Annotated in this window: 16 protein-coding genes; 11 read left to right on the top strand and 5 right to left on the bottom strand. The window is 57.8% G+C overall.

The features are described from left to right. Positions 1–360: 360 nt before the first annotated feature. The 6 genes from rpsF to priA all read left to right on the top strand — a co-directional run bounded on the left by rpsF (position 361) and on the right by priA (position 8,996). Complete coding sequence (rpsF, locus tag I2I05_RS12445) at positions 361–738, top strand: 30S ribosomal protein S6 (protein WP_196282581.1); 378 nt, start codon at positions 361–363, stop codon at positions 736–738. A 54-nt stretch (positions 739–792) separates the two neighbouring features. After that, positions 793–1,026, top strand: a complete 234-nt coding sequence (gene rpsR / locus I2I05_RS12450) for a 30S ribosomal protein S18 (RefSeq protein WP_035561439.1) — start codon at positions 793–795, stop codon at positions 1,024–1,026. An 88-nt stretch (positions 1,027–1,114) separates the two neighbouring features. Then, positions 1,115–1,558 carry a 50S ribosomal protein L9 gene (gene rplI, locus I2I05_RS12455; protein ID WP_196282582.1) on the top strand — a complete coding sequence of 148 codons (444 nt, stop codon included), beginning with the start codon at positions 1,115–1,117 and terminating at the stop codon, positions 1,556–1,558. A 166-nt stretch (positions 1,559–1,724) separates the two neighbouring features. After that, complete coding sequence (locus tag I2I05_RS21920; protein WP_262895156.1) at positions 1,725–4,205, top strand: GSCFA domain-containing protein; 2,481 nt, start codon at positions 1,725–1,727, stop codon at positions 4,203–4,205. A gap of 80 nt (positions 4,206–4,285) precedes the next feature. Continuing rightward, positions 4,286–6,385, top strand: coding sequence for a thioredoxin domain-containing protein (locus I2I05_RS12465; protein ID WP_196282583.1), 2,100 nt, complete (start codon positions 4,286–4,288; stop codon positions 6,383–6,385). Positions 6,386–6,452: 67 nt separating this feature from the next. Beyond that, a complete protein-coding gene (gene priA, locus I2I05_RS12470; RefSeq protein ID WP_196282584.1) occupies positions 6,453–8,996 on the top strand; it encodes a replication restart helicase PriA in 2,544 nt (847 codons plus the stop codon). Between the two features lie 74 nt (positions 8,997–9,070). On the opposite strand, the gene I2I05_RS12475 is transcribed toward priA, so the two are convergent. Then, entirely contained in the window at positions 9,071–9,691 is a 621-nt protein-coding gene (locus I2I05_RS12475) for a hypothetical protein (RefSeq protein ID WP_196282585.1), read from the bottom strand. 209 nt (positions 9,692–9,900) lie between these two features. Between I2I05_RS12475 and I2I05_RS12480 the strand changes: the two genes are divergently transcribed. The 4 genes from I2I05_RS12480 to I2I05_RS12495 all read left to right on the top strand — a co-directional run bounded on the left by I2I05_RS12480 (position 9,901) and on the right by I2I05_RS12495 (position 13,480). Further along, positions 9,901–10,704 (top strand): class I SAM-dependent methyltransferase, encoded by an 804-nt coding sequence (locus tag I2I05_RS12480; RefSeq protein WP_196282586.1) that lies wholly within the window; start codon positions 9,901–9,903, stop codon positions 10,702–10,704. Positions 10,705–10,737: 33 nt separating this feature from the next. Beyond that, positions 10,738–12,012, top strand: coding sequence for an S-adenosylmethionine:tRNA ribosyltransferase-isomerase (locus I2I05_RS12485; RefSeq protein WP_196282587.1), 1,275 nt, complete (start codon positions 10,738–10,740; stop codon positions 12,010–12,012). An 86-nt stretch (positions 12,013–12,098) separates the two neighbouring features. Then, positions 12,099–12,455 carry a hypothetical protein gene (locus I2I05_RS12490; RefSeq protein WP_196282588.1) on the top strand — a complete coding sequence of 119 codons (357 nt, stop codon included), beginning with the start codon at positions 12,099–12,101 and terminating at the stop codon, positions 12,453–12,455. Positions 12,456–13,015: 560 nt separating this feature from the next. After that, positions 13,016–13,480, top strand: a complete 465-nt coding sequence (locus I2I05_RS12495) for a hypothetical protein (RefSeq protein WP_196282589.1) — start codon at positions 13,016–13,018, stop codon at positions 13,478–13,480. Positions 13,481–13,586: 106 nt separating this feature from the next. On the opposite strand, the gene I2I05_RS12500 is transcribed toward I2I05_RS12495, so the two are convergent. Then, complete coding sequence (locus tag I2I05_RS12500; RefSeq protein ID WP_196282590.1) at positions 13,587–15,044, bottom strand: RagB/SusD family nutrient uptake outer membrane protein; 1,458 nt, start codon at positions 15,042–15,044, stop codon at positions 13,587–13,589. Between the two features lie 20 nt (positions 15,045–15,064). Continuing rightward, on the bottom strand, positions 15,065–18,121 hold the full coding sequence (locus I2I05_RS12505; RefSeq protein ID WP_196282591.1) for a SusC/RagA family TonB-linked outer membrane protein: 3,057 nt from the start codon (positions 18,119–18,121) through the stop codon (positions 15,065–15,067). A 261-nt stretch (positions 18,122–18,382) separates the two neighbouring features. Here I2I05_RS12505 and I2I05_RS12510 point away from each other — a divergent pair, with 261 nt between their 5' ends. Further along, the gene (locus I2I05_RS12510) at positions 18,383–19,549 is read left to right on the top strand and encodes a ribonuclease D (RefSeq protein WP_196282592.1); all 1,167 of its coding nucleotides are present in this window, start codon (positions 18,383–18,385) and stop codon (positions 19,547–19,549) included. A gap of 91 nt (positions 19,550–19,640) precedes the next feature. Here I2I05_RS12510 and aceA read toward each other — a convergent pair whose 3' ends face one another. Both aceA and aceB read right to left on the bottom strand, forming a co-directional pair. Further along, the gene (gene aceA / locus I2I05_RS12515) at positions 19,641–20,924 is read right to left on the bottom strand and encodes an isocitrate lyase (RefSeq protein ID WP_196282593.1); all 1,284 of its coding nucleotides are present in this window, start codon (positions 20,922–20,924) and stop codon (positions 19,641–19,643) included. A gap of 177 nt (positions 20,925–21,101) precedes the next feature. Continuing rightward, complete coding sequence (gene aceB, locus I2I05_RS12520) at positions 21,102–22,727, bottom strand: malate synthase A (RefSeq protein ID WP_196282594.1); 1,626 nt, start codon at positions 22,725–22,727, stop codon at positions 21,102–21,104. Positions 22,728–22,783 lie beyond the last annotated feature (56 nt).

The following is a 22,783-nucleotide window of genomic DNA, read 5'->3' on the forward strand; positions in this document are numbered from 1 at the left end:
CTGGTAATTATTGCCTTGGCAACCAGAATACATTTAGCAACTTCCATATCCAGCAGAAAGCAAGCAGTAGCTAGCGGATAAATCCCTGAATGACAACCCCTCTTTGGGTCATTTTGTTAGGTTTTTAGGTAAAATCGAGCTTTTCAGGGAGCTGCTTTTATTTACAAGGGGTTTTCCGTACCTTATTAATATGGTTAGGCCGAATACAGTGTACTGTTGAGCTTAGGCCTCTCTCTTATTCAACCAGTAACTGACCCATTGTACTAAGGAAGTACTGACGGCCTTTGGCAATCTAGCGGAAAGTCAGTACCTTTGCGCCCCAATCAATTTTTTTCACCCCCAAATTTTCACCCCGTCGTAATGGAAGTAAGAAATTACGAGACGGTCTTCATCGTAACTCCCGTGTTGAACGAGAGCCAGGTGCAAGAGACGGTCGAGAAGTTCACCCAGGTGCTTAAGGAAAATAGCGCCGCCATTTTGTCCACTGAAGCCTGGGGCCTGCGTAAGCTGGCTTATCCGATTCAGAAGAAAACCACAGGCTACTACTACTGCCTGTCGTACACTGGACAAGGTAACATTGTTGACGTGCTTGAGTTGGCTTTCCGCCGCGACGAGCGCATCATCCGGTTTTTGACCACTGTGCTTGATAAGCACGCGGTGGAATACAACACCCGTCGCCGCAATGGCGAGATGAACCTGCAAAAGGCTGCAAAAGAAACCGAAGCTGTAGCCCAATAACCCAGTAGTAACATGGCAACTCCCGCATACAACCGGAACAACGACCGGTCGGCTATGAACAAGCCGCAGGACACCCGCAAGAAATACTGCCGCTTCAAGAAGAACGGCATTAAGTACGTGGACTACAAAGACCCGAACTTCTTGCTGAAGTTCGTGAACGAGCAGGGCCGTGTGCTGCCCCGGCGCCTCACCGGCACCAGCCTGAAGTTTCAGCGCAAAGTGACTCAGGCCATCGCGAAGGCCCGCCACTTGGCTTTGATGCCTTACGTAGCCGACGCTCTGAAATAAATTTTGAATGTTGAGTGCTGAATTTTAATTGTTGAAAGGCTTCGGCCTCCTCCACATTCAGGTTCAGGATTCAGAATTTCTACAAGACATGGAAATCATCCTCAAAGACGACGTTAAGGGCCTCGGCTACAAGAACGACATCGTAACCGTGAAATCGGGCTACGGTCGCAACTTCTTGTTGCCGCAGGGTTTGGCCATGCTGGCCGACAAGACCAACAAGAAAATCACGGCCGAGAACGTGCGCCAAGCGGCTCACAAGGCTGACAAAATCAAAGGCGACGCTCAGGCTATTGCTGACCAAATCGGTGATGCATTCCTGGAAATTCGCGCCAAAGTGGGCGAAAGCGGCAAAATCTTCGGACGCGTTACTACTTTGCAATTGGCCGAAGCGCTGAAAGCAAAAGGTATCGAGGTTGACCGCAAGCGTTTGTCGTTCGACCAGGAGCCTTCGGCTGCCGGTGAATTCACCGCTACTGCCAACTTCCACAAAGAAGTTAAACACACGATTAACTTCCGCGTTGTAGCTGAGTAGTTAGTGCTCAACAACTAGTGAAAGAGCCCTGCCTTCTGGTGGGGCTTTTTTATTACCCCTCGGCCTGAAATACAGGTTAGGGGCTATTTTTGCTTCGATGTTTAGAACTGAAATACCAATTGCCCCGGCTATTGACCAGCTACCGCGCACCGCGCGGGTGCTTACCATGGGCTCCTGTTTTGCCGATAGCATGGGCTCGCGGCTTGCGGCCAACAAAGTTGAAACGCTGGTAAACCCCTTTGGCACCGTGTTTCAGCCGCTGGCGCTGGCGCGGCTGCTGCGAGCAGCGGCGGGCGAAGAAGTGGACTGGCAGCAGCATTTGGTGCACGCCCGCGGGCGCTGGCAGAGCTACGATTTGCACGGCAGCATCGGCGCCGACTCGCCAGTGGATTTGCTCCAGCACATTCAGGAGTTGGTGCGGCGTACCGGTGATTTTGTGCGGCAAGCCGATGTGGTGCTCCTGACGCTGGGCACGGCTTGGGCTTATCGCCTGCGCGAGACCGGCGAATTGGTAAACAACTGCCACAAGCAAGCCGCCGATTTATTCGTAAAGGAACTGCTTACGCCGGATGAAATCATCAATGGCTTGGCAGAAACCCACGCTTATCTGCGGCGCATCAACCCAAAGCTGCGCTTTGTGCTCACGGTGAGCCCGGTGCGGCACCTCAAAGACACTTTGCCGCTGAATTCGGTGAGTAAGTCGGTGCTGCGGGTTGCTACGCATATTGTGAGCGACTTGCTGCCCGGCGTGGCCTACTTCCCGGCTTACGAGTTGCTGGTGGATGATTTGCGGGATTACCGCTTTTACGCGTCCGATATGTTGCACCCGTCGGAAGTGGCGGAGGAATACATCTGGGACAAGTTTGCCCGGACGTATTTTGATGCGGATTTTGGGCGGTTCCGCAAAGAATGGGCGGCGGTTCGGCAGTCGCTTGGGCACCGTCCCTTGCACGAAGGCACGCCCGAGCACCGGCAGTTCCTGGTGAACACCATGGAAAAGCTGGAGCAGCTAAACTTGCGCAAAATCAGTGTAGCGGCCGAGCTGAATGATGTGCGCGCCAAAATCATGGCGTTGCCCGTACCTCAGCAGCCGGAGCCGGAAGCAATTCCCGAGGACGACGAAGAGCGGATTGACATCGGCGAAGGCACAGCTTCCGAGGACGTGAGCACCCCAGTGGCTCAGCCCACGCCCCCGGCAGTGCCGGCCGATGGACGGCCTCCACGCTTGTCGCCGGATGAGTTTCGGGCGCAACGCGCGGCTCGTTCGGGCCGGCCTGAACGCGGACGCCGCGATGGCCGTGGCAAAGGCCAATTGCAGGTACCTTCTGAAAATGAACAGTTTCAGGTGACAAGCTCTTCGGACAATGACCAAGTGGAAAGCAGTTCAGTTGGTTCGCCCTTGGTATTTATTCCTGCCGAGCTGGGTAAGGCTGAAGAACTATTGGAACAAGCTGCTGCAACTGTGGCCAGCGGCGCGATGGCTGGAGAGCAGGAGCCGGCGAAAAAGAAAAAGCGCCGCTCGCGAGGTGGCGCTAAAAGAACGGCTCGCAAAAATGCGCTGCGCCTTGCCGCAGGCGAGCTCATTCCGGAAAATGAGCTTGGGACTGAGGTGACGGACGAGGCAGATGCATCAAACACAGTTGCAACTGACTCAATCAATGGCACCCAGCAAGTAAACCAGACGTCTTCAGCCACCACCGGCCCTGAGTCGGTGAAACGAGGCGGGCGACGCAATGAGGGCGGACGTATGCAGCGCAAGGAGCTATTTGTAACTGCTCCCCTTCCCGAATCGGAAACGTCGGCTGATGCGGAATCTCCGGTTTTGGCTACGACTTTGCCGCTGGTTGAAACACCCGCAGTTATTACTGAACCTGCAGCAGCGCCTCGCAAGTCTCGCAACAGCCGCAACCGAGGCAGAAAAGGAGCAGGACTACTCAACGAATTGGAAACTACCAATCCTGGCGTTGCTAGCCCCATTAATGAGACAGCCACTGCGGTAATTGGCAGTGCTGAAGAGCTTTCCGGTACTGCGGAAACGGCCATTGATCCAACCCGTAATCGCAACCCGCGTGGCAGGCAACCGGCCGCTTCTGGCGAGACGCCAGTTTTGACAGACACGGCAGCAGAGGCTACTACTGCAGCCCCTGACACGACACCAGTTCCAACCCCTGCTCGTCGTCCCAATAGGGCAAAGCGGGCAGTTAGCGGCGCTAGGGCAGAAAAGCCCGCAATGGATACTCCAGTTATTCCGGTTACCGACGAGCTTCAACTGCGTACGCAAGTGGCGGCGGGTCGCATGACGGGTTCCGCGGCATCTTTGATAGAACCTGCAGCGCAAACGCCAGTACCTGCAAAACGCACTCCAGCTAAGAAAGCGGTTCCTGCTGTAAAAGTCCCGGCTTCTAAAAAACCGGCCGTCAAGAAAACTGCAACGCCAGTTCCGGCGCCTGAGGCCGCTCCAATACCCGCAGTGGTTGAGGCAAAACCCGTAAAAAAAGCTCCAGTGGTGAAAAAGGCCGTGGCTGAAGCGAAACCGAAAACTGCGGCCAAGCCGAAGGCCAAGCCAACAACTGCTGCAAAAGTCCCTGCTGCAAAACCGGCTGCTGCGAAACCCAAAGCTCCTCGTAAGCCGGCAAAGCCAGCGTAAGAATAATTGCTTTACTAACTTCCAAACCCAGCCTTTGTGGCTGGGTTTGGCGTTTTAAGACCTTCCTTATTCCTTCTGCTATGGCCAACGCTGCACAACCGACCAACCGTCTTGCTCAAGAAACAAGTCCGTACCTGCAACAGCACGCTCACAACCCGGTGGACTGGTACCCGTGGGGAACCGAAGCGTTGAGCCGGGCGCAAGCCGAGCAAAAACCTATTTTGGTAAGCATCGGGTACGCAGCCTGCCATTGGTGCCACGTGATGGAGCGGGAATCATTTGAGAACAAGGCAGTGGCAGCGGTAATGAACGCCCATTTCGTCTGCATTAAAGTAGACCGGGAGGAGCGGCCCGATGTGGACCAGATTTACATGGATGCGTTGCACGCCATGGGCCTGCAGGGCGGCTGGCCCCTCAACGTTTTCCTAACGGCGGATGCCAAACCGTTTTACGGGGGCACTTATTTTACCAAGGGTAATTGGGTGAAGTTACTGGAGAATATCGGCCAAGCTTATGCCGGCGAGCATCGGGATGAGTTGGAGCAGTCGGCGGAGCGGTTTATGGAGGTGATTGGCACCAGCGACCTGCAGAAATACAAACGCCAGAACCAAGCCCAGGCCTCAGTCAACGATGACACAACGGGCATGCGAGCAGTGGGCTTGGTACCGCCAACTACTCCAGCCGAGGTTTCGGAGGAAGAGTTTAAATTATTGGTTCATAACCTGGGGGTGAAATTTGACCGGGAGCATGGCGGCCTTAACCACGCCCCCAAATTCCCGATGCCCAGCATCTGGCGCTTTCTGCTGCGCGCCCATGCTGTAAGTGGCAGCACGGTGTTGCTGAACCAGACCGTGCTGACGTTGCGTGAAATGGCCTTGGGCGGCATCTACGACCAAGTGCACGGCGGTTTCGCTCGCTATTCGGTAGATGAGGAGTGGCTAGCTCCCCATTTCGAAAAAATGCTGTACGACAACGGGCAGCTGGTGAGTCTTTACAGCGAAGCCTTTCAGGTGACGCAGGACGAGCTGTTCCGGGAAGTCGTTTATGATACCATTGAATTCATCCGCTTGGAGCTAACCAATCCGGACGGCGGATTTTATTCGTCGCTGGATGCCGATAGCGAAGGACAGGAAGGCTTGTTTTACACATTCACCAAGGAGGAGCTACGCGAGATTATCGGCGATGAGGAACCGTTATTCTCGGCTTACTATCAGTGCACAGCAGCGGGCAATTGGGAGCATGGCCGCAACATTCTGCACCGGCGCCAAACCGATGAGGCATTTGCCGCCGCGCATCAACTGGCACCGGGCGTAGTGCCCGAATTGGTGGCCGAATGGAAGCAGAAAATTATGGCCGTGCGGGCTACCAGAGTCCGCCCCGGCCTCGACAACAAGGTGCTCACCGGCTGGAATGCCCTCATGCTTCAAGGGCTAACCGATGCCTACCGGGCCTTTGCCGAGCCTGAGTTTCTGGTGGTAGCCGAACGCAACGCCCGCTTCATCGAAGCCAACCTGCGCGACGAACAGCGCCTCTATCGAACCAGCAAAAACGGCCAGCACAGCATCAACGGCTTCCTGGAAGATTATGCATTGGTTATTCAGGCTTATATCAGCCTTTATGAAGTCAGCTTTGCAGAAACGTGGCTCCGCGAGGCCGAAACGCTCACGGAATACGTGTTAAACAACTTTTTTGACCCCACCGAAACGCAGTTTTTCTATACCGACAGCAGCGCTGAGCCACTCATTGCGCGAAAAAAAGAACTGTTCGACAACGTCATTCCGGCCTCGAACTCCGTGATGGCGCACAACCTGCGCCGGCTGGGTCGCCACCTTGAAAACGCCCGCTATGTGGACCTTGCCGCGGCCATGCTGGCCCAAGTGCGGCACCTGGTGGTGAAGGAGCCCCAGCATCTGAGCAACTGGGCGGCGCTGTATGCCGCGTTGCTGCGGCCGGGTGCCGAAGTTGCCATCATCGGGCCAGATGCTGAGAGCTTCCGGGAGGAACTTAACCGACCGTTTTTGTTTGATACCATCGTGGCCGGCACCGAACGTCGTTCGGACCTGCCCTTGCTTGAGCTCCTGAAACCCGGCCCGGAAGGCCAAACGGCCGTGCACGTATGCCGCAATCAGGCCTGCTTGGCGCCGGTATATAGCGTAGCGGCAGCGCAGGCGGCTTTGTAGCAACGCGGCGTAGGTTGGCGCTACCGTCCTGTTATCTTTACTATCCGCCCCCTACCCCGCTGTTGTTTTGAGTCTCGCTCTCGATTTTATTTCCCCCGCAGCTGCCCCGGCAGCCGACCGGGTTACGCTGTTTGCCGACGTTATTCTGCCCTTGCCGCTGCCCCGCCTCTACACGTACCGGGTGCCGTATGAGCTCAACGACAACGTGGTAATTGGGGGACGCGTCATCGTGCAGTTTGGGGCCAAAAAGACGCTCAGTTGCATTGTGGCCGCTGTGCACGAAAATGCGCCAAAAGAATACCAGGCCAAGTACATCCTCGAATTTATCGACGATGCGCCCGTGGTGACCCAGCCCCAGCTCAAGCTGTTTCGTTGGATGGCTGACTACTACATGTGCACCATCGGCGAAGTGATAAATGCGGCCCTGCCCTCGGCGCTCAAGCTCAGCTCGGAGTCGCGTATTCAATTGCACCCCGGCTTTTCGCGCGAGGAAAACGAGTACCCGCTCACGGCGCAGGAAGAAGTCATTGTCAACGCGCTAGGGACTACAGAAGAAGGCAAAGCCCTGACTTTTACAGAAGTTGGCGACCTGCTGGGCATCACCTCCTTCCACAAGGTGATAAAGTCCCTGATGCACAAGGACGTCATCTTCCTCTTCGAGCACACGGCCGATAAGTACTCGCCCAAAGTGGTGAAAAAGGTGCGCTTGGCCCATCATTTCGTGTCGGAGGCTTCCATCGAGCAGCTTTTCAGCCAACTCTCCAGCAAGCCCAAGCAGCTGGATGTGCTGATGAAGTACCTGCAGCGCGTGCCGGTGTACCAAAACGAGTATTCCAACCAAAACGGCATCGAGAAAGCCGCTCTCACCAGCAGCCCGCACCTGTCGGCTTCGGCCGTGAATACGCTCATCAAAAACGGCGTACTGGAGCAGTTCGACGTCATTGTGAGTCGTTTTCCCCTCGAAAACGAAGGCGCTATCCAGATGAATTTCTCGCTCACCGAAGCCCAGACCACGGCGCGCGATGAAATCATGACCCATTTTGCCGAAAAAGACATTGCGCTGCTCCACGGTGTAACCGGCGCCGGCAAAACCGAGATTTACATCGACCTCATCCGCAAGGCGCTCGATGGCGGCGACCAAGTGCTGTACCTGCTGCCCGAAATTGCCCTCACCGCCCAGATTGTGACGCGGCTGCTGCGCGTATTCGGCTCGCGGCTGGGCGTGTACCACTCCAAGTTTTCGGATAATGAGCGAGTGGAAGTGTGGAATGGCGTGCTCTCGGGCCGGTTCCAAGTGGTGGTGGGCGTGCGTTCGGCGGTGTTCCTGCCCTTCGATAACCTTTCGCTGATTATCGTGGACGAAGAGCACGAGTCGAGTTACAAGCAATACGAGCCCGCCCCGCGCTACAACGCCCGCGAAGTAGCCCTGATGATGGCCAACTTCCAGGGAGCCAAAACGCTGCTGGGCTCGGCCACACCGGCTGTGGAAACTTACTACCAAGCCAAGCAGGGGCGCTACGGGCTGGTGTCGCTCACCAAACGCTTTGGCGAAGCCGGCATGCCGGACATTGAACTGGTGGACACCCGCAAGGCCCGGGAGCAGAAGACCATGCACAACCACTTCACGGCCGATTTGCTAGGAGAAATCGAACGCAAGCTGGGCGCCCAAGAGCAAGTCATCCTGTTCCAAAACCGGCGCGGCTACGCGCCCGTGGTGGCCTGCCAGGACTGCGGCTGGATACCCAAGTGCACCAACTGCGCCGTGAGCCTGAGCTACCACAAGCACAGCCACGAGCTGCGCTGCCACTATTGCGGCTACCACGATTCCATGGTGAGCAAATGCCCCGCCTGCGGCTCTCGCGCCGTAAAAACCCAGGGTTTTGGCACCGAGAAGATTGAGGACGACCTGAAAATCATGCTGCCCCAGGCCAACATCCAACGTATGGACCTGGACACGACCCGCGCCAAAAACAGCTATCAGCAAATAATCGGCGATTTCGAAAAGCAGAACACCAACGTGCTGGTGGGCACTCAAATGGTGACCAAAGGCCTCGACTTCGCCAACGTGAGCTTAGTAGGCATTATCAACGCCGATAGCATCATCCACTACCCCGATTTCCGGGCTCACGAGCGCGCCTACCAGATGTTTGTGCAAGTGAGCGGCCGGGCCGGGCGCAAGGGCAAGAAAGGCAAGGTCATCATCCAGACGTCGGACCCGACGCAGGTGATTTTCGACAAGGTTATCCGCAACGATTATGTGGAGTTCTACAACTACGAAATTGTGCAGCGGCACGAGCACGGCTACCCCCCGTTTATGCGCATCATCAAAATGACCGTGAAGCACATGGAGCAGGGCTTGGGCGAGCAAGCCGCCATTTTGCTCACCCAGGAATTGGTTGACCGCCTGGGCCGCGCGGCCGTACTGGGCCCAGAGGCCCCATACATCTTCCGCATTCGCAACTTCTACCTGCAGGAAATCACCATCAAGCTCGACCGCGCCCACACGGCCCTGAAATGGGCCAAGGAGCAGATTTGCGCGGCGATGGACGTAGTAAAGGACCAAAAGGAGTTCAAGCAAGCCCGCATAGTGGCCGATGTGGACCCCATGTAGGCTAGCGCATTGACCATAAAAAAGCCCCCAGCCAGTTGGCCGGGGGCTTTTTTATGGCTGGAATGACTCAGCTATTACGCTTGGTCGAGCAACCAGAGGATGATGAACACCAAGCCAATGATGGCAAAAATGGCGCCGATGATGCCAAAAATGCCGCTAATGCCGCTGAACAACGAAACCAGCAAGCCCACCAAGAGGAAAATCAAGCCAGTGCGGAGGTTGCCGCTAATGGCTGCCGCTTCCGAGGTAGACGCGGTGTTCTCATACTTACGCATTGAACCCGATTTTTGAATAAGCTTGTCGACTTTTCGGGTCACTTTGTTCAGCGCAATGCGCTGAGCGAGCGTCGATTTGGGGGCGGGAGTGGCAACAGTCGAAGCGCTACCCACGGTGCTGGCTACAGCAGGAGCAGCAGCCATGGCGGTCTCGGTTACAGCTTTGGGCTTGGCCTCGGTGGCGGCTACAGCTGCTGGAGCTGGCGCAACGGCAACCTCCTGCGTTACCAATGCTTCAGGCGACGCCACTACGGCTGCGCTTTCAGACTTCGTGGGTACTGGCGTAGCCACCCGGGTTACCCCGTGGTACGAACCGCCTTTGGGCAGCATAGCGTAGTCGGCACGGCTGCAGCTACCCAGGGTGAGGGCGCAAGCGGCGATGGCAATAAGCTTTGCGAAGGGAGAAAAAGTGTTTTGCATGAGAAACGGGGATAAGAGAAAACGGAAATAGTCGTTCTACGGTCAAATGTACTCTGAGGCGAAGTTGTTTGCCCTTTTTCTCACACAATAATTTCTCTATTGGGTTTTTACAACGTATTCGACTGGAACTGAGCCAGACAAGTTCGCGGCTGAACGCTCTCCTTCTAGTTGCTGTTGGAAGAACTTAAATATGCTTACTTGCGAATCGTATGAGGTATTCTTTTTTGACATGGCAGCGGGCATTACGTGTTGTGGTAATCGGTGGCGGCGCGGGGCTCGTAGTCTTGGGCTGCACCCAGCTGCCCGCCGAAACGCGGCCCTCAGCAAGCGCTGAAGGCCGCCTGCAGGCCGTGGTGAGAAACGACACCAGCGGCTACGAAACTGCGCCGCCGCGCGACCTCAACGGCATCGGCACCTACTACATGGGCCGCCAGATTGCCCACGTCATGGGCCACGAAGGTGCCGGCTGGCTCGAGCGTAGCGGCCGTCGCCAGGAAGAAGGAACCGATATCCTCATCAATGCGCTCAAGCTGAAGCCAACGGATGTAGTGGCCGATATTGGGGCCGGCACGGGCTTTTTCTCGTTCCAGCTAGCCAAAAAAGTACCAAAGGGACAAGTACTGGCCGTTGATATTCAGCCCGAAATGATTGCCTCGCTGTATGCCAACCGGCGCAAATTCAACGCGCCAAATGTGCGGCCCGTGCTGGGCAGCACCACCAGCCCAGCGCTCCCAGCCGACAGCGTGGACCTGATTCTGATTGTGGACGCCTACCACGAATTTGACCGCCCCCGGGAAATGGGCCGGGCCATCCGGCGCGCGTTGCGGCCGGGCACGGGCCGCTTGGCTTTAGTAGAATACCGGGCCGAGGACCCCAACGTGCCAATCAAGCGCATTCACAAGATGAGCGTGGAGCAGGCCCGCAAGGAAATGGCCGCCGTGGGCTTGGAGTTTGTGGAAACAGTGGAAACGCTTCCGCAACAGCATTTGCTGTTCTTTCGGCGGCCAAACTAGGCTGCTATGGCCGGGGCGCCCGACCTTTGCAGCATGAATGCCCCTCACCCGCGCCACCTTTCCATCCACGATTTTACGTACCCGCTGCCGGCCGAGCGCATTGCGCCCGAACCTTTGCCGGACCGCGCCGCCAGCAAACTGCTGGTGAGCAGAAACGGGGAAATATCCGACAAAAGCTTTCGCGATTTACCCCAGGAGTTGCCAGCGGGGGCCCTGTTGGTGTTCAATGACACCCGCGTGGTGCGGGCCCGGCTGCTGGCCCGGCGGCCCACGGGCGGGCAGGTTGAGTTGTTCTGCCTGGAGCCCGTAGCCCCGCACCGCAGCCTGGAACTAGCGCTACAACAGACGGGCCAATGCACGTGGCGCTGCCTGGTAGGCAACGGACGACGCTGGAAAGACGGCCCGGTCACATTGGACTTCACCACCGCCGATGGGCAGTCGGCCACCTTATGGGCCGAGCGCCAAGTGCAGGAAGCCGGCACCGCTCTCATTGCCTTCCGCTGGACGCCAGCCGAACTGCCGTTCGCGGAAGTACTTCGGGCCGGGGGCCACTTGCCCCTCCCCCCCTACCTTGGCCGCCTCGATACGCCAACCGATGCCGTGCGCTACCAAACCGTGTACGCAGCCACCGAAGGTGCCGTGGCCGCGCCCACGGCCGGGCTGCACTTCACCCCCGAACTGCTGGCAGAGCTAGCTGAGCGAGGGTTTTCTACGGGCCATGTCACGCTGCACGTGGGGGCGGGCACCTTTCAGCCGGTGAAGGCCGACCACATGGCCGACCACCCTATGCATACCGAGCCAATATTGGTTTCGGCGGCATTGCTGCGGCAATTGCTGGCCCACCGTCCCCGGCCCGTGCTGGCGGTGGGTACCACCAGCCTGCGCACGCTGGAAACGCTGTATTGGCTGGGCGTTGGCCTGTTGCAGTCACCTTCCTCAGCAGCGGCTAACACCGAATCGGCGGAATTGCGTGTTACGCAGTGGCAGCCCTATGAAATGGCGGAAACCGCCGCCACCATTAGCCCCGAAACCGCGCTAACGGCACTGCTCGACTACCTCGAAGCAACGGGCACTGAGACCCTGCAGGCCAGCACCCGCTTGCTCATTGCTCCGGGCTATAGCTTTCGGTTGGTAGATGGGCTCATCACCAATTTTCACCAACCGGAAAGCACGCTGCTGCTGCTGGTAGCGGCGCTGCTAGGGCCGCAGTGGCGCGACGTGTACGACCACGCGCTGGCATATGGCTATCGATTTTTGAGCTACGGCGACAGCTCGCTACTACTTCCCGGGTTGGGCGAGGCAAAGTAGAAAAAAGAGGCCGAGCAAAGTTAAAAAAACCTCCATTCCACTCTTGCGTACAAGGCTGCACCTATCTTTTTTTAATATATCCTCCCATGAAAAAGTCACTTTTGTTGCTCGCTGGCCTGGCCCTCGCCACCACTGCTGCCAACGCCCAAGATGTTACCCCGGCCAACCCTAAAACGGAAGTAGAAGTACGCGACAATGGCACGGTGAAAACCACCACCAAAACCGGAAAAACCGATGTTGGCGCAACCCTCGACAACACAAAGGATGCCGCTGGCAACGTAGCCGTTAAGACCGGCAGCGCCGTGAAGCGCGGCGCCCGCAAAACCGGCAGCGTTGTGAAACGTGGTGCCAAGAAAACGACCCATGCGGTGAAAAAAGGTGCTCGCAAAACCAGCAACGCTGCGAAAGAAGGCAGCCAAAAGCTCGAAGAGAAAACCGAATAGGTTTTAAGCCCGTCAAGCACTGGTTTCTAGCACACAGACAATTCCGCTACAAAAAAGCCCCAGCTAACACGCTGGGGCTTTTTTGTAGCGGAATTGTCTGTGTGCTGCTTGGAATGCGTGGCGAGGTTTTATGCTGACGGATTGCCATGCAGTTGGTTTGCTAAAGCCGGTTGGTTATGGGCGTTGCGCTGACGCTTTTTCGTGCATTTCGTGGCGTACCCGTTCCAATACGCCTCGGCCAAATAAGCTCATTCCGGCGTTGAGAACGACAAGCGCGGCCGTACCGGCAGCAACCCATTGCGTGGTGGGCACTTCCTGCTCTTTAAGACTACCGGCCCAGTGCACCATGCAGGCACCCGCCCCAATAGAGGCCAAGCCCAGTGGGGAAAATAGCAGCCATTTGTTTTTGTGAGTCATCGGATAAAGCAGCTAAGAATGGAGAATTGAAACGCAGAATGACGCGGTCCATAAAGATGGGCTTCCGTTCGACGCGTACCTTTCGGCTTTCTGCTTACGCACCACACCCGGCCATGTTACGGCTGCGGGCCAGCGCCTTTGCCATGACTCCTTACGAACAACTCCTGCACCTCGCCTTCACCGCGCCCAACGACGTGAAGTATTACCTCACCCCCACCACCCTGCGGGCTTACGACCACCTGCAAACCGCCCCGCCCGCCGAACGACCCTTCCGCTTCGAGCAGGTGCGCCTGGGCGTGGCCATGAGTTTGCTTAAGCTGGTATCGGAGCTCGGCGAGCACGATGAAAGCCGCCAGGTATTGGACGTGCTGCACCGCGCGCTGAGCGAAGCCCGCTCCCCCGAAGACATCGACCGCATTGTGGGCCGCGAAGCCAAACTATTCGACCGGCTCTACGAAAACCTGTACGTGAACGAGCAGGGCGAAGAGTTGCTCAACCTTTTCGGCCGCACGCTCGATGCCGACGCTCCGCAACTGCTCGAAGAAGTGGCCCAGGAAGCGGTTGACTTAGCCCGAACCCTCGATTTTAGCGAGGAAGAGGAAGACTAGCGTTTCCCTGCTGCGAAAATTTGCAGCAACTCCAGTATGAGACCAGAAAAAGGACCGCAACGATTGTTGCGGCCCTTTTTCTGGTCTCGTTGAATTTCTAATCGGGCTAGAGATAAAACTCGTTCTGGACCAAGTTGGGGTTGTTGTTGATTTCGCGCTGCGGAATGGGTAGCACAAAGCGCGGGTCGCTGGCCGGCACGGCGGGTTGGGCCGGCGAATCGGGCGTGGCCGGGACGGCTTGTATCACAATGCCGTTGGTACGCCGCAAGTCGTGAATGCGGAAGCCCTCGAATGCCAGTTCCAGTTGTCGCTCCCGCAGCACATCGGCCAGCGTGACGCTGGCTTTCGGCGAGGCGCCCGAACGGGTGCGAATGAGGTTGATATCGTTCCGAGCCTGTGCGGCATTGCCCGCCCGCACATCGGCCTCGGCCCGGATAAGGTACATTTCGGCCAGGCGAATGACGGGAATATTCTGGCCGTACGTGCGCCATTTGATGGTGCGGTACCGGCCCACTTTGTTGTTGCCGTCGCTCACGTAAATGAGCTTTTGCGTGGTGAGGGCCGGCAAATCATCGGTGCCGCGCACGTCGTTGGGTTCGTACTGGTTGACGAAACCGCTTGAAATGGCCACGTCACCGCGGCCATAGAGCACGTCTTGGGCGCCGGTGGGGCTGTAGCCGGCGAAGTAAGTAGCCAGTCCGTCGTTGGCGGTGCCGGCGTTGTTCTGGTCGTTTTGCTGAATTTCAAACAGGCTTTCGCCACTGTTGCGGTTTGCAAAAATGGCCGCTACCGAGCCTTGCAAGCTAGCGCCACTGTTGTTGATGACGTCGTCGGCGGCAGCGCGGGCGGCCGGATAATTCCCCTGCTGCAAGTACACGCGGGCCAGCATGGCTTGGGCCGAATACTTGGAAGCTCGGGTGATGTTCTGGTCCGGAAGCTTGGCAATGGCATCCTGCAGGTCTTTGATAACCTGAGTGTAAACCTCCTGCACAGTGCTGCGGGCAAGCTGAACATCGGCCTGCTCCACCGAGGTCACGGCGGTCAGGTTGATGGGCACACCCGGTTGGGTGTTGGCACTGCCGGGCTGGTACTGATTGGCGTAGAGGCGCACCAGCTCAAAGTGCATGGTGGCGCGGATGAACAGGGCCTCGCCCTCAAATTGGCTCCGTTGGCCGGCGTCGGTCACCACCGCGAGGTTGGCCAAAATCAGGTTGGCTTGGTTGATGGCGGCGTAGGCCTGCGTCCAGATGCCTTCGGCATTCGAGAGGTTGGAAATCTGCGTGTGGTTGCGGATTTGGCGGTAATTCGCAAAAGAGCCTTCCCAGTTAACGTAGCCATTGCCGGCCAGCAGCTCGGGCACCAGAATCAGGTCGGTGCCGTACAGGCGCGGATTGTCGAGGCGAGCGTAGGCGCCCACCACGGCGGCGGCTATTTTCTGGGGGGTATCGTACGCCGTGTCGGCGTCGATGCTTTGCTGCGGTTCGATTTCCAGCGGGTCTTTGCAGCTTGCCAGGCTCAGTGCCAGTGCCAGCGCGTAAGCTGGCCAGATAAATTTATTTTTCATGTCGATTGGATAGCAAAGATTTAAAAGCCAAAGTTTACGCCTAGCAGAAAGGTCTTGGCCAGCGGCGGGGTATAGAAATCGTGCCCCAGCAAGTAGTTGGCCGTGCCCAGGCCGTAGGTATTCACTTCCGGGTCATAGCCTTCGTAATCGGTGAACGTGGCCAGGTTTTGAGCGGTGAGATACACGCGCACGGTTTGCAAGGCGCCCCGCTTCACGAGGCTGGCGGGCAGGTTGTAGCCCAGCGTCACGTTTTTTATCCTAAAGAAAGAACCGTCCTGCACCCAGCGCGAAGACGTATTTGTTCCGTTGCTGGACACGTAGCGCGCCTGCGGAACATCGGTCTGGTCGCCTTCGTTTTGCCAGCGGTCGAGTTGGTCGGTGGTCTGGTTGTCGAGGTAGTCGGCATTGGCCGATTGATAGATGCCGGCCGCGTTATAGATGTCGTTGCCATAGGTGAACTGGCCCAAGGCCGACAAGTCGAAGCCAAGATAACTCAGGTTGGTGGTGACGCCGCCGGTGAAGTCGGGATTTGGATTACCCACCCGCACCACCGGCGCGGCCCCGTAGTCGTTGGTGGTGGTGCCATCTCCAGCGTCGTACAGGGCATCGCCATTGGCGGGGTCAACGCCAGCGTAGCGCTTGGCGTAGAACACACCCAGCGGCTCGCCCTCCTGCACACGGCTGATGGTGTTGCCGGTGGGAATGATGGGCGTGGGCAGTTCGGTAATGCGGTTGCGGTTGAAGGCGACGTTGCCGCCCACGCTCCACTTAAAATCGCCAGTCAGGATGCGGCCGTTCAGGGCGATTTCCAAGCCGCGGTTGCGCAGCGCGCCAACGTTTTCGGTGATGGTGGTATAGCCGCTGGTCAGTTGCAGCTGGCGATTGAGGAGCAGACCGGTTGTTTTTTTCTCGTACACGTCTACTTCGCCAGAGATGCGGTCGCCCAAAAATGCAAACTCCACGCCCAAGTCTAGCTGCTTAGTATTTTCCCAGCTCAAGTCGGGGTTGCCGATGTTGGCATCGGGCGCAATGCCCGACTGGTCGGCATAAGGGGCAGCCGACACGAAACGACGGGAGTTGAAGTTGCCAATTTCGGCATTACCCGTCAGACCATAGCTGGCACGCACCTTCAGGTAGTTGAGAACGGAGTTGTCTTTCAGAAAGCTTTCCTCGGAAATAAGGTAGCCCACCGAACCGGCCCCGAAAGTGCCGTAGCGGTTGTTGGCCCCGAAGCGCGACGAGCCGTCGCGCCGCACGCTACCCGACAGCAGGTATTTGCCGCGGAAGTTGTAGTTGGCGCGGGCGAAGTAGGACAGGAACGAAAAGCCCGTACCGAACGACGTATTGCCGCCGGTTTTGATGGCCGCGCTGGCAATGCGCGTAAACTCGTTTGTGGGGAAGCCGCGCCCTTCGGCGGCGGTCACCTTCTGGTCGGATTGCTGGTAAGATTCTCCCAGCAACAATTCGATGTTGTGGTCATCGGCCACGGTGAAGCCATAGGTAATCGTGTTGTTGTTGGTGTAGTTGACCGACTGTGTTTGCGAGTTGAACGCGTAGCCCGTAGCGCCGCCGTCCTGCGTGCCCGCCCCGCGCACCAGGTCCTCGTTGAGGTTAAGAAAGTCCCCCCCAATTTCGGAGCGCAAGGTCAGGCCTTTGATGGGTGTCCAGTTCGCGTAGGCCGTGCTAAACGAACGGAACGTGCCTGCGCGATTCGAACCCAACTCTTGGTCAATCAAGTTGTTGTAATAGATAGTACCCGCATTCAACCTTCCGGTTTCCGGGTCAATCACTGGCTGCATGGGCGTCAGGGCATTCAGTTGCAACGGGTTAGAAAATTCGTTATCGCCCGACACCCGGTCGTTGACGGTGCGGGCCAGCGAGATATTGACCCCCACCCGGAAGTTTTCCACAATGCTGTGGTCTAGATTCAGGCGCAGGCTGCCCCGCCGGAACCGGTTGCCGATGACAATGCCTTTCTGGTCGTTGAAGGTGCCGCTGAAGTAAAACCGGGTTTTGGCATCGCCGCCCGCGGCACTGAAATCGTACTGCGCCACATTGGACGCATCGCGACCGAAGAGCTTATACTTGCCGTTGTTCCGGAAGCCCAGCCGGTCCCAGGGCGTGTTATCGGTGGAATTGTAGTCGATACCGCCCTCAAAAAGAAAAGCATCTTCCAACGATTGGTACTGCGTTTCCACATCCGGACCGATAAACCCCGCGTTGGTGAACGATTCGCTTAGTAGCGTCTTGTACTGCTCCGCGTTCAGGAATTTACGTAGCCGGGTGGGGGCGCTGGTGCCGTAGTAATAGCCCACATTGACTTTGGTCTGGCCTTGGCGCCCCTTTTTGGTGGTGATAAGCACCACGCCGTTTGACGCCCGGGAGCCGTAGATGGCCGCAGCCGAAGCGTCCTTGAGAATGCTGATGCTCTCGATGTCGTTGGGGTTGAGGTCGGCCAGCGGGTTCAGCTGTTCGGCGCCGGCCTGCGACTGGTCCTGCGAGGTAATCGGCACCCCATCAATCACATAAAGCGGCCGGCTGGAGGCCGTCACCGACGACGTGCCGCGCACTTGGATGTTGATGCCTTGCCCCAACTTGCCGCTTCCTTGGTTCACCACCACCCCCGGCGCCCGGCCCTGAATGGCTTGCTCGAAGCTGGTAACCGGTTGATTCTCGACATCGCGCGAAGACAATTGCGTCACTGCCCCCGTCACGTCCGCTTTCGACTGCGTGCCGTAGCCTACGACTACGGCTTCGCTGAGTTCCGTAGCCGAAGCCTCCAGCGTGACGTTGATGTTGGTTTGGGTGCCCACCGCCACCGTTTGGGTGGTGTAGCCCACCGAGCTGATGACCAGCGTAGCGTTGGGCTGCACCGTCAGGCCAAAGGTGCCATCGGCGGCGGTGCTGACGCCGTTGGTGGTGCCGCGTTCCAGCACCGTGGCGCCGGGCACCGGACCGCCGTCGGAGCCGAGCACCCGGCCGCTGATGGCCTGCGTCTGGGCCCACGCGGGAGTAGCCAGCATCCAGCCCGCCAGCAACAAAAAGAGGTGGAGATGGGTAAGTATTTTGTATTTCATGGCATACCAGGGTTATAGGTTGATGAAAGTGGCGGGCAACTTAAGCATTTTCTAAATAAAAATATGGTATCCTCCTGTAATAATAATAATAACGAGCTTACTTTATTAGTAAACAATACCCATAAGTCCATTTTTATGCATTCGGCTAATTTTATTGTCACACCATAGCTCATCGGCTGGCTTGCTGGCAATGCCTACCTTTACCGCCGCTAACCCTCGCTACGCGCAGGATTTACCTCGTCGTTTCGCCTTTCCGCCTCAATGCCAACCATTCATTACCTGACCACCGCCGATGCAATTGGCGTGGCCGCTGCCCACTTCGCTGCCCTGCCCCGCATCGGCATCGATTTAGAATTCGACGACATGCGCCACCGCTACGGGCGTCATTTGGCGTTGATTCAGGTATTTGATGGGCAGGAAGCCTACATTATTGACCCCCTGCCGCTGGCCGATATGGCTGCGGGCCTTGAACCGCTTTTTGCGGTGCTACGCGACCCGGCCGTGGCCAAAGTATTTCACTCCTGCAAGTCCGATATTCTGCTGCTGGATGAGGTTTTTGGGGTGAATTGCCGCAACATCGTCGATACCAGTGTGCAGTTCACGCTGCTGGCCGCCGAGGACAACAACATCTCGCTGGGCCGCCTCATTCAGGCCGAACTGGGGTTTGAGGTGGACAAAGGCGAACAGAAATCCAACTGGCTTAAGCGCCCGCTAACCGACGCGCAAATGGAGTACGCCGCCAACGACGTCCTTTACCTCTTTGAGCTCACCGACCGCCTCAGCATCCGCCTCGCCGAGCTGGGGCGCAGCGAGTGGGCCGCCCAGGAAAACATTGCCCTGGAAGCCGTGCGCTACGGCCGCGACGACCCGCGCCCGTGGTCACGCAACGCCGCCAAATACAAGATTTCGGCCCAAGAAATGCCCATTTTCCGGGAACTGTACATGCTGCGCGACGCCGTGGCCCGGCAGCTCGACCGCCCGCCGTACCACGTGCTCAGCAACGACCGGCTGGCTGAGCTGGCCCGCCAGCCCATCGAAACGCCGCTCCAGTTGCGCACCGCCAACGGCCTGCACCCCGAGCTGAAACGCTCGCCCTACGCCGAGCAGTTGCTGGCCATTGGCACTACCGATTTGGCACCCGAAGCACCGCTCCTGCCCGAGCAGCGCAAATTTCCGTTCCGTCGCCGGCTCAATGGAGCGGCCGCCAGCCGTGCCGAAGCCCGCGAAACCTTACTTAACACATTAAAAACCCTGCTCATCACCGACCATGGGGCGACCCTGGCTAATATGGTACTCAGCAACCGGCTCATCGCCGAGATTATTGAGCAAGGTGCTACAACGGCTTTGCGCCCCTGGCAGCAACAGTTGCTTCGCGAATCGGCCGAACGGCACGGCGAGGACTTCGGGCAAATTGCTGAGCCATTTTAGACCACTTATGAGTTGAAAACAAGAACGACCGGCTTCTTGCAGCCGGTCGTTCTTGTTTTCAACTCAGAATGACAATTCTGACATTGCCTTCCTAAAACTGGGCTTCCTCGGTGCTACCTATCAGTGCGGAGGTACTGGTTTGGTTGCTGGTAACCACGTTCTGCACCGCGTCGAAGTAGCCTGTGCCAACGAAAGATTGGTGCTTCACGGCCTGATAGCCGTCTTTGGCAAGCGCAAACTCCCGCTCTTGCAACTCGGAATAGCCGGCCATGCCGCGCTGCCGGTAAGCCTGGGCGAGTTCAAACATGCTGGTGTTGAGGGCGTGGAAACCCGCCAGGGTGATGAACTGGAACTTGTAGCCCAACGCCGCCAATTCTTCGCGGAAGGTTTCCATCTGCTCCACGCTGAGCTTGGAGGCCCAGTTGAACGACGGCGAGCAGTTATATGCCAAGAGCTTGCCCGGATATTTGGCATGAATGGCCTCGGCAAATTTCCTAGCGTCTGCCAGGTCTGGGTGTGAGGTTTCCATCCAGATTAAGTCGGCGTAGGGCGCATACGCCAGGCCGCGCGCAATGCCGGCTTCCACGCCGCACCGGATGCGGTAGAAGCCTTCGTTGGTGCGCTCCGCTTCTTGCAGAATGAAGGGTTGGTCGCGAGGGTCCACGTCGGCGGTGAGCAGGTCGGCGGCATCGGCATCGGTGCGCGCCACGATGAGCGTGGGCACGCCCAGTACATCAGCAGCTAATCTGGCTGCTACCAACTTGTTGATGGCTTCTTGCGTGGGAACCAGCACCTTTCCACCCAAATGACCGCACTTTTTCGCCGATGACAATTGGTCTTCGAAATGCACCCCGGCGGCGCCGGCCTCAATCATCATCTTCATCAGTTCAAAGGCGTTGAGGTTGCCGCCAAATCCGGCTTCGGCATCGGCCACGATGGGCGCCAGCCAGTGCACCTTGCCCTCGCCGCTGAGGTGCTGAATCTGGTCGGCGCGCAGCAGGGCGTTGTTGATGCGCCGTACCACGGCCGGTACGCTGTCTACGGGGTACAGGCTTTGGTCGGGGTACATGTGGCCGGCACCGTTGGCGTCGGCCGCTACTTGCCAGCCACTGAGATAGATGGCCTGCAAGCCCGCCTGCACTTCCTGCACCGCTTGGTTGCCGGTGAGGGCCCCCAGCCCCGCTACGTACTCCTGCGAGTGCAGCAGTTCCCAAAGCCGTTCGGCGCCTTGGCGGGCCAATGAATATTCAATGTGGATAGAGCCTTGCAGCTTCACCACGTCCTCGGCCGAATACGGGCGCTGAATGCCAATCCAGCGGGGGTTGTGGGACCAGTCCAGGGTAATTTCGGCGGCGCGTTGGGTTTGCGTTTTCATGGGATTGGGTTGGTTGGTGGAAGTTTTTTTGGGCAAAGAGGTGCCAGCCTGCCCGGCTGGCAGTTTTTTTGGTTCGGAAGTAGATTGTATTGTAGCGTGGACTCTGCGAGTCCGCGCATGGCAGGGTTGATTATTGCACGGTAGGGCGCGGACTCGCAGAGTCCACGCTACGGCTTGCTACGCCAGTTGCTCGTAGGCCGGCACAGTCAGGAATTCGACGAATTCCTCGCTCATCACCAGCCGGTCAAAAAGCCGAGCGGCTTGTAGGTAATGGCCGCTTTCGTACGCCTCCTCTCCTACCTGGGCTTTGATTTTCTCCAATTGGCCGGGCACCAGCGAACGGTACAGTTCTGTGGTTACGGGACGTCCATCGGCTAGCGTGGTACCGGGGGTGTGCAGCCACTGCCACACTTGCGCCCGGCTGATTTCGGCCGTCGCGGCGTCCTCCATGAGGTTATAAATTGGTACGCAGCCATTGCCGCCTAGCCAGGAAGCCAGGTACTGAATGGCCACGTCGATGTTCAGCTTCAGGCCGTCTTCGGTGATGCTGCCTTCGGGGGCACGTACCAAATCGGCGGCGGACACTTGCACATCGAGGCGCTTGTTCTCGATTTGGTTAGCGCCGGGCATGAGGAGGTTGAATACTTCCAGCGCCACGGGCACCAGGCCGGGATGGGCCACCCAGGTGCCGTCGTGGCCGTTGGTAGCTTCGCGGATTTTGTCCTGACGTACTTTTTCCAAAGCAGCCTCATTGGCTGCCGGGTCGTTTTTGATGGGAATTTGAGCGGCCATGCCGCCAACGGCGTGCACCCCACGCCGGTGGCACGTTTGGATAACCAGTTGCGAATACGCGGCCATAAACGGCACTGTCATCGTCACCTCGGCCCGGTTTGGCAGGCGAAACGCCGGGTTCAGACCCAGCCGTTTGATGTAGCTAAAAATGTAGTCCCAGCGCCCGCAGTTGAGGCCCGCGCTGTGCTCGCGTAGTTCATACAAGATTTCGTTGAGTTCAAAGGCGGCGGGCAGCGTTTCAATTAGGACCGTGGCTTTGATGAGGCACTTGGGCAGCTTCAATGACCATTGGGCAAAGCCAAACACGTCGTTCCACAGCCGCGCTTCGAGGTGGCTTTCCAGCTTGGGCAAGTAGAAGTAGGGTGCCGTGCCACGGGCGCACAGCTCGTGGGCATTGTGGAAATAATAAAGCCCGAAATCAAGCAATGAGGCGCTGATGTGTTCGCCATCGACCAGAATATGCTTCTCCTCCAAATGCCAGCCGCGGGGACGCACCATGAGCACGGCGGTTTTCTCGTTCAGCCGGTATTCTTTCGTGGGCGTGCTCAGGGAGATGGTGCGCCGAACGGCATCGCGCAGGTTGATTTGGCCTTGCACCACGTTGTCCCAAGTGGGCGCGTTGGAATCTTCCAAATCAGCCATGAACACGCTGGCACCGGAGTTTAGGGCATTGATAATCATCTTGCGTTCTACCGGGCCGGTGATTTCCACGCGGCGGTCCTGCAGGTCTTGCGGCACGGGCGCTACGGTCCAGTCCTGCTCGCGAATGCGCTTGGTTTCGGGCAGGAAGTCGGGCAGAATTCCAGCGGCAAAATCGGCTTGACGCTCTACCCGGCGAGCCAGCAAAGCTTGGCGCGTCTTGTTAAACCTCCGGTGCAGTTCGGCTACGAAAGCCAACGCGGAGGGCGTGAGGATTTCGGCGTATTCCGGCTTGAATGGGCCGATGACTTTCACCCGCTCCGGGGTGAGGTACGTAGGCTGGGGCGCGGGGGCGGTCTCGGTGAACGGCATGATTGAGAAGGAATAAGGGGTGGGATTTGATAAAGAGCTGTTGGGCAAGGCCGGCT

This window comes from Hymenobacter jeongseonensis (assembly GCF_015694725.1).
Classification (GTDB): domain Bacteria; phylum Bacteroidota; class Bacteroidia; order Cytophagales; family Hymenobacteraceae; genus Hymenobacter; species Hymenobacter jeongseonensis.

Bases quoted from the DNA above. Each gene is read 5' to 3' on its own strand.
- rpsF (WP_196282581.1), top strand. From the start codon at position 361: ATGGAAGTAAGAAATTACGAGACGGTCTTCATCGTAACTCCCGTGTTG.
- rpsR (WP_035561439.1), top strand. From the start codon at position 793: ATGAACAAGCCGCAGGACACCCGCAAGAAATACTGCCGCTTCAAGAAG.
- rplI (WP_196282582.1), top strand. From the start codon at position 1,115: ATGGAAATCATCCTCAAAGACGACGTTAAGGGCCTCGGCTACAAGAAC.
- I2I05_RS21920 (WP_262895156.1), top strand. From the start codon at position 1,725: ATGGGCTCCTGTTTTGCCGATAGCATGGGCTCGCGGCTTGCGGCCAAC.
- I2I05_RS12465 (WP_196282583.1), top strand. From the start codon at position 4,286: ATGGCCAACGCTGCACAACCGACCAACCGTCTTGCTCAAGAAACAAGT.
- I2I05_RS12475 (WP_196282585.1), bottom strand. From the start codon at position 9,691: ATGCAAAACACTTTTTCTCCCTTCGCAAAGCTTATTGCCATCGCCGCT.
- I2I05_RS12480 (WP_196282586.1), top strand. From the start codon at position 9,901: ATGAGGTATTCTTTTTTGACATGGCAGCGGGCATTACGTGTTGTGGTA.
- I2I05_RS12485 (WP_196282587.1), top strand. From the start codon at position 10,738: ATGAATGCCCCTCACCCGCGCCACCTTTCCATCCACGATTTTACGTAC.
- I2I05_RS12490 (WP_196282588.1), top strand. From the start codon at position 12,099: ATGAAAAAGTCACTTTTGTTGCTCGCTGGCCTGGCCCTCGCCACCACT.
- I2I05_RS12495 (WP_196282589.1), top strand. From the start codon at position 13,016: ATGACTCCTTACGAACAACTCCTGCACCTCGCCTTCACCGCGCCCAAC.
- I2I05_RS12500 (WP_196282590.1), bottom strand. From the start codon at position 15,044: ATGAAAAATAAATTTATCTGGCCAGCTTACGCGCTGGCACTGGCACTG.
- I2I05_RS12505 (WP_196282591.1), bottom strand. From the start codon at position 18,121: ATGAAATACAAAATACTTACCCATCTCCACCTCTTTTTGTTGCTGGCG.
- I2I05_RS12510 (WP_196282592.1), top strand. From the start codon at position 18,383: ATGCCAACCATTCATTACCTGACCACCGCCGATGCAATTGGCGTGGCC.
- aceA (WP_196282593.1), bottom strand. From the start codon at position 20,924: ATGAAAACGCAAACCCAACGCGCCGCCGAAATTACCCTGGACTGGTCC.
- aceB (WP_196282594.1), bottom strand. From the start codon at position 22,727: ATGCCGTTCACCGAGACCGCCCCCGCGCCCCAGCCTACGTACCTCACC.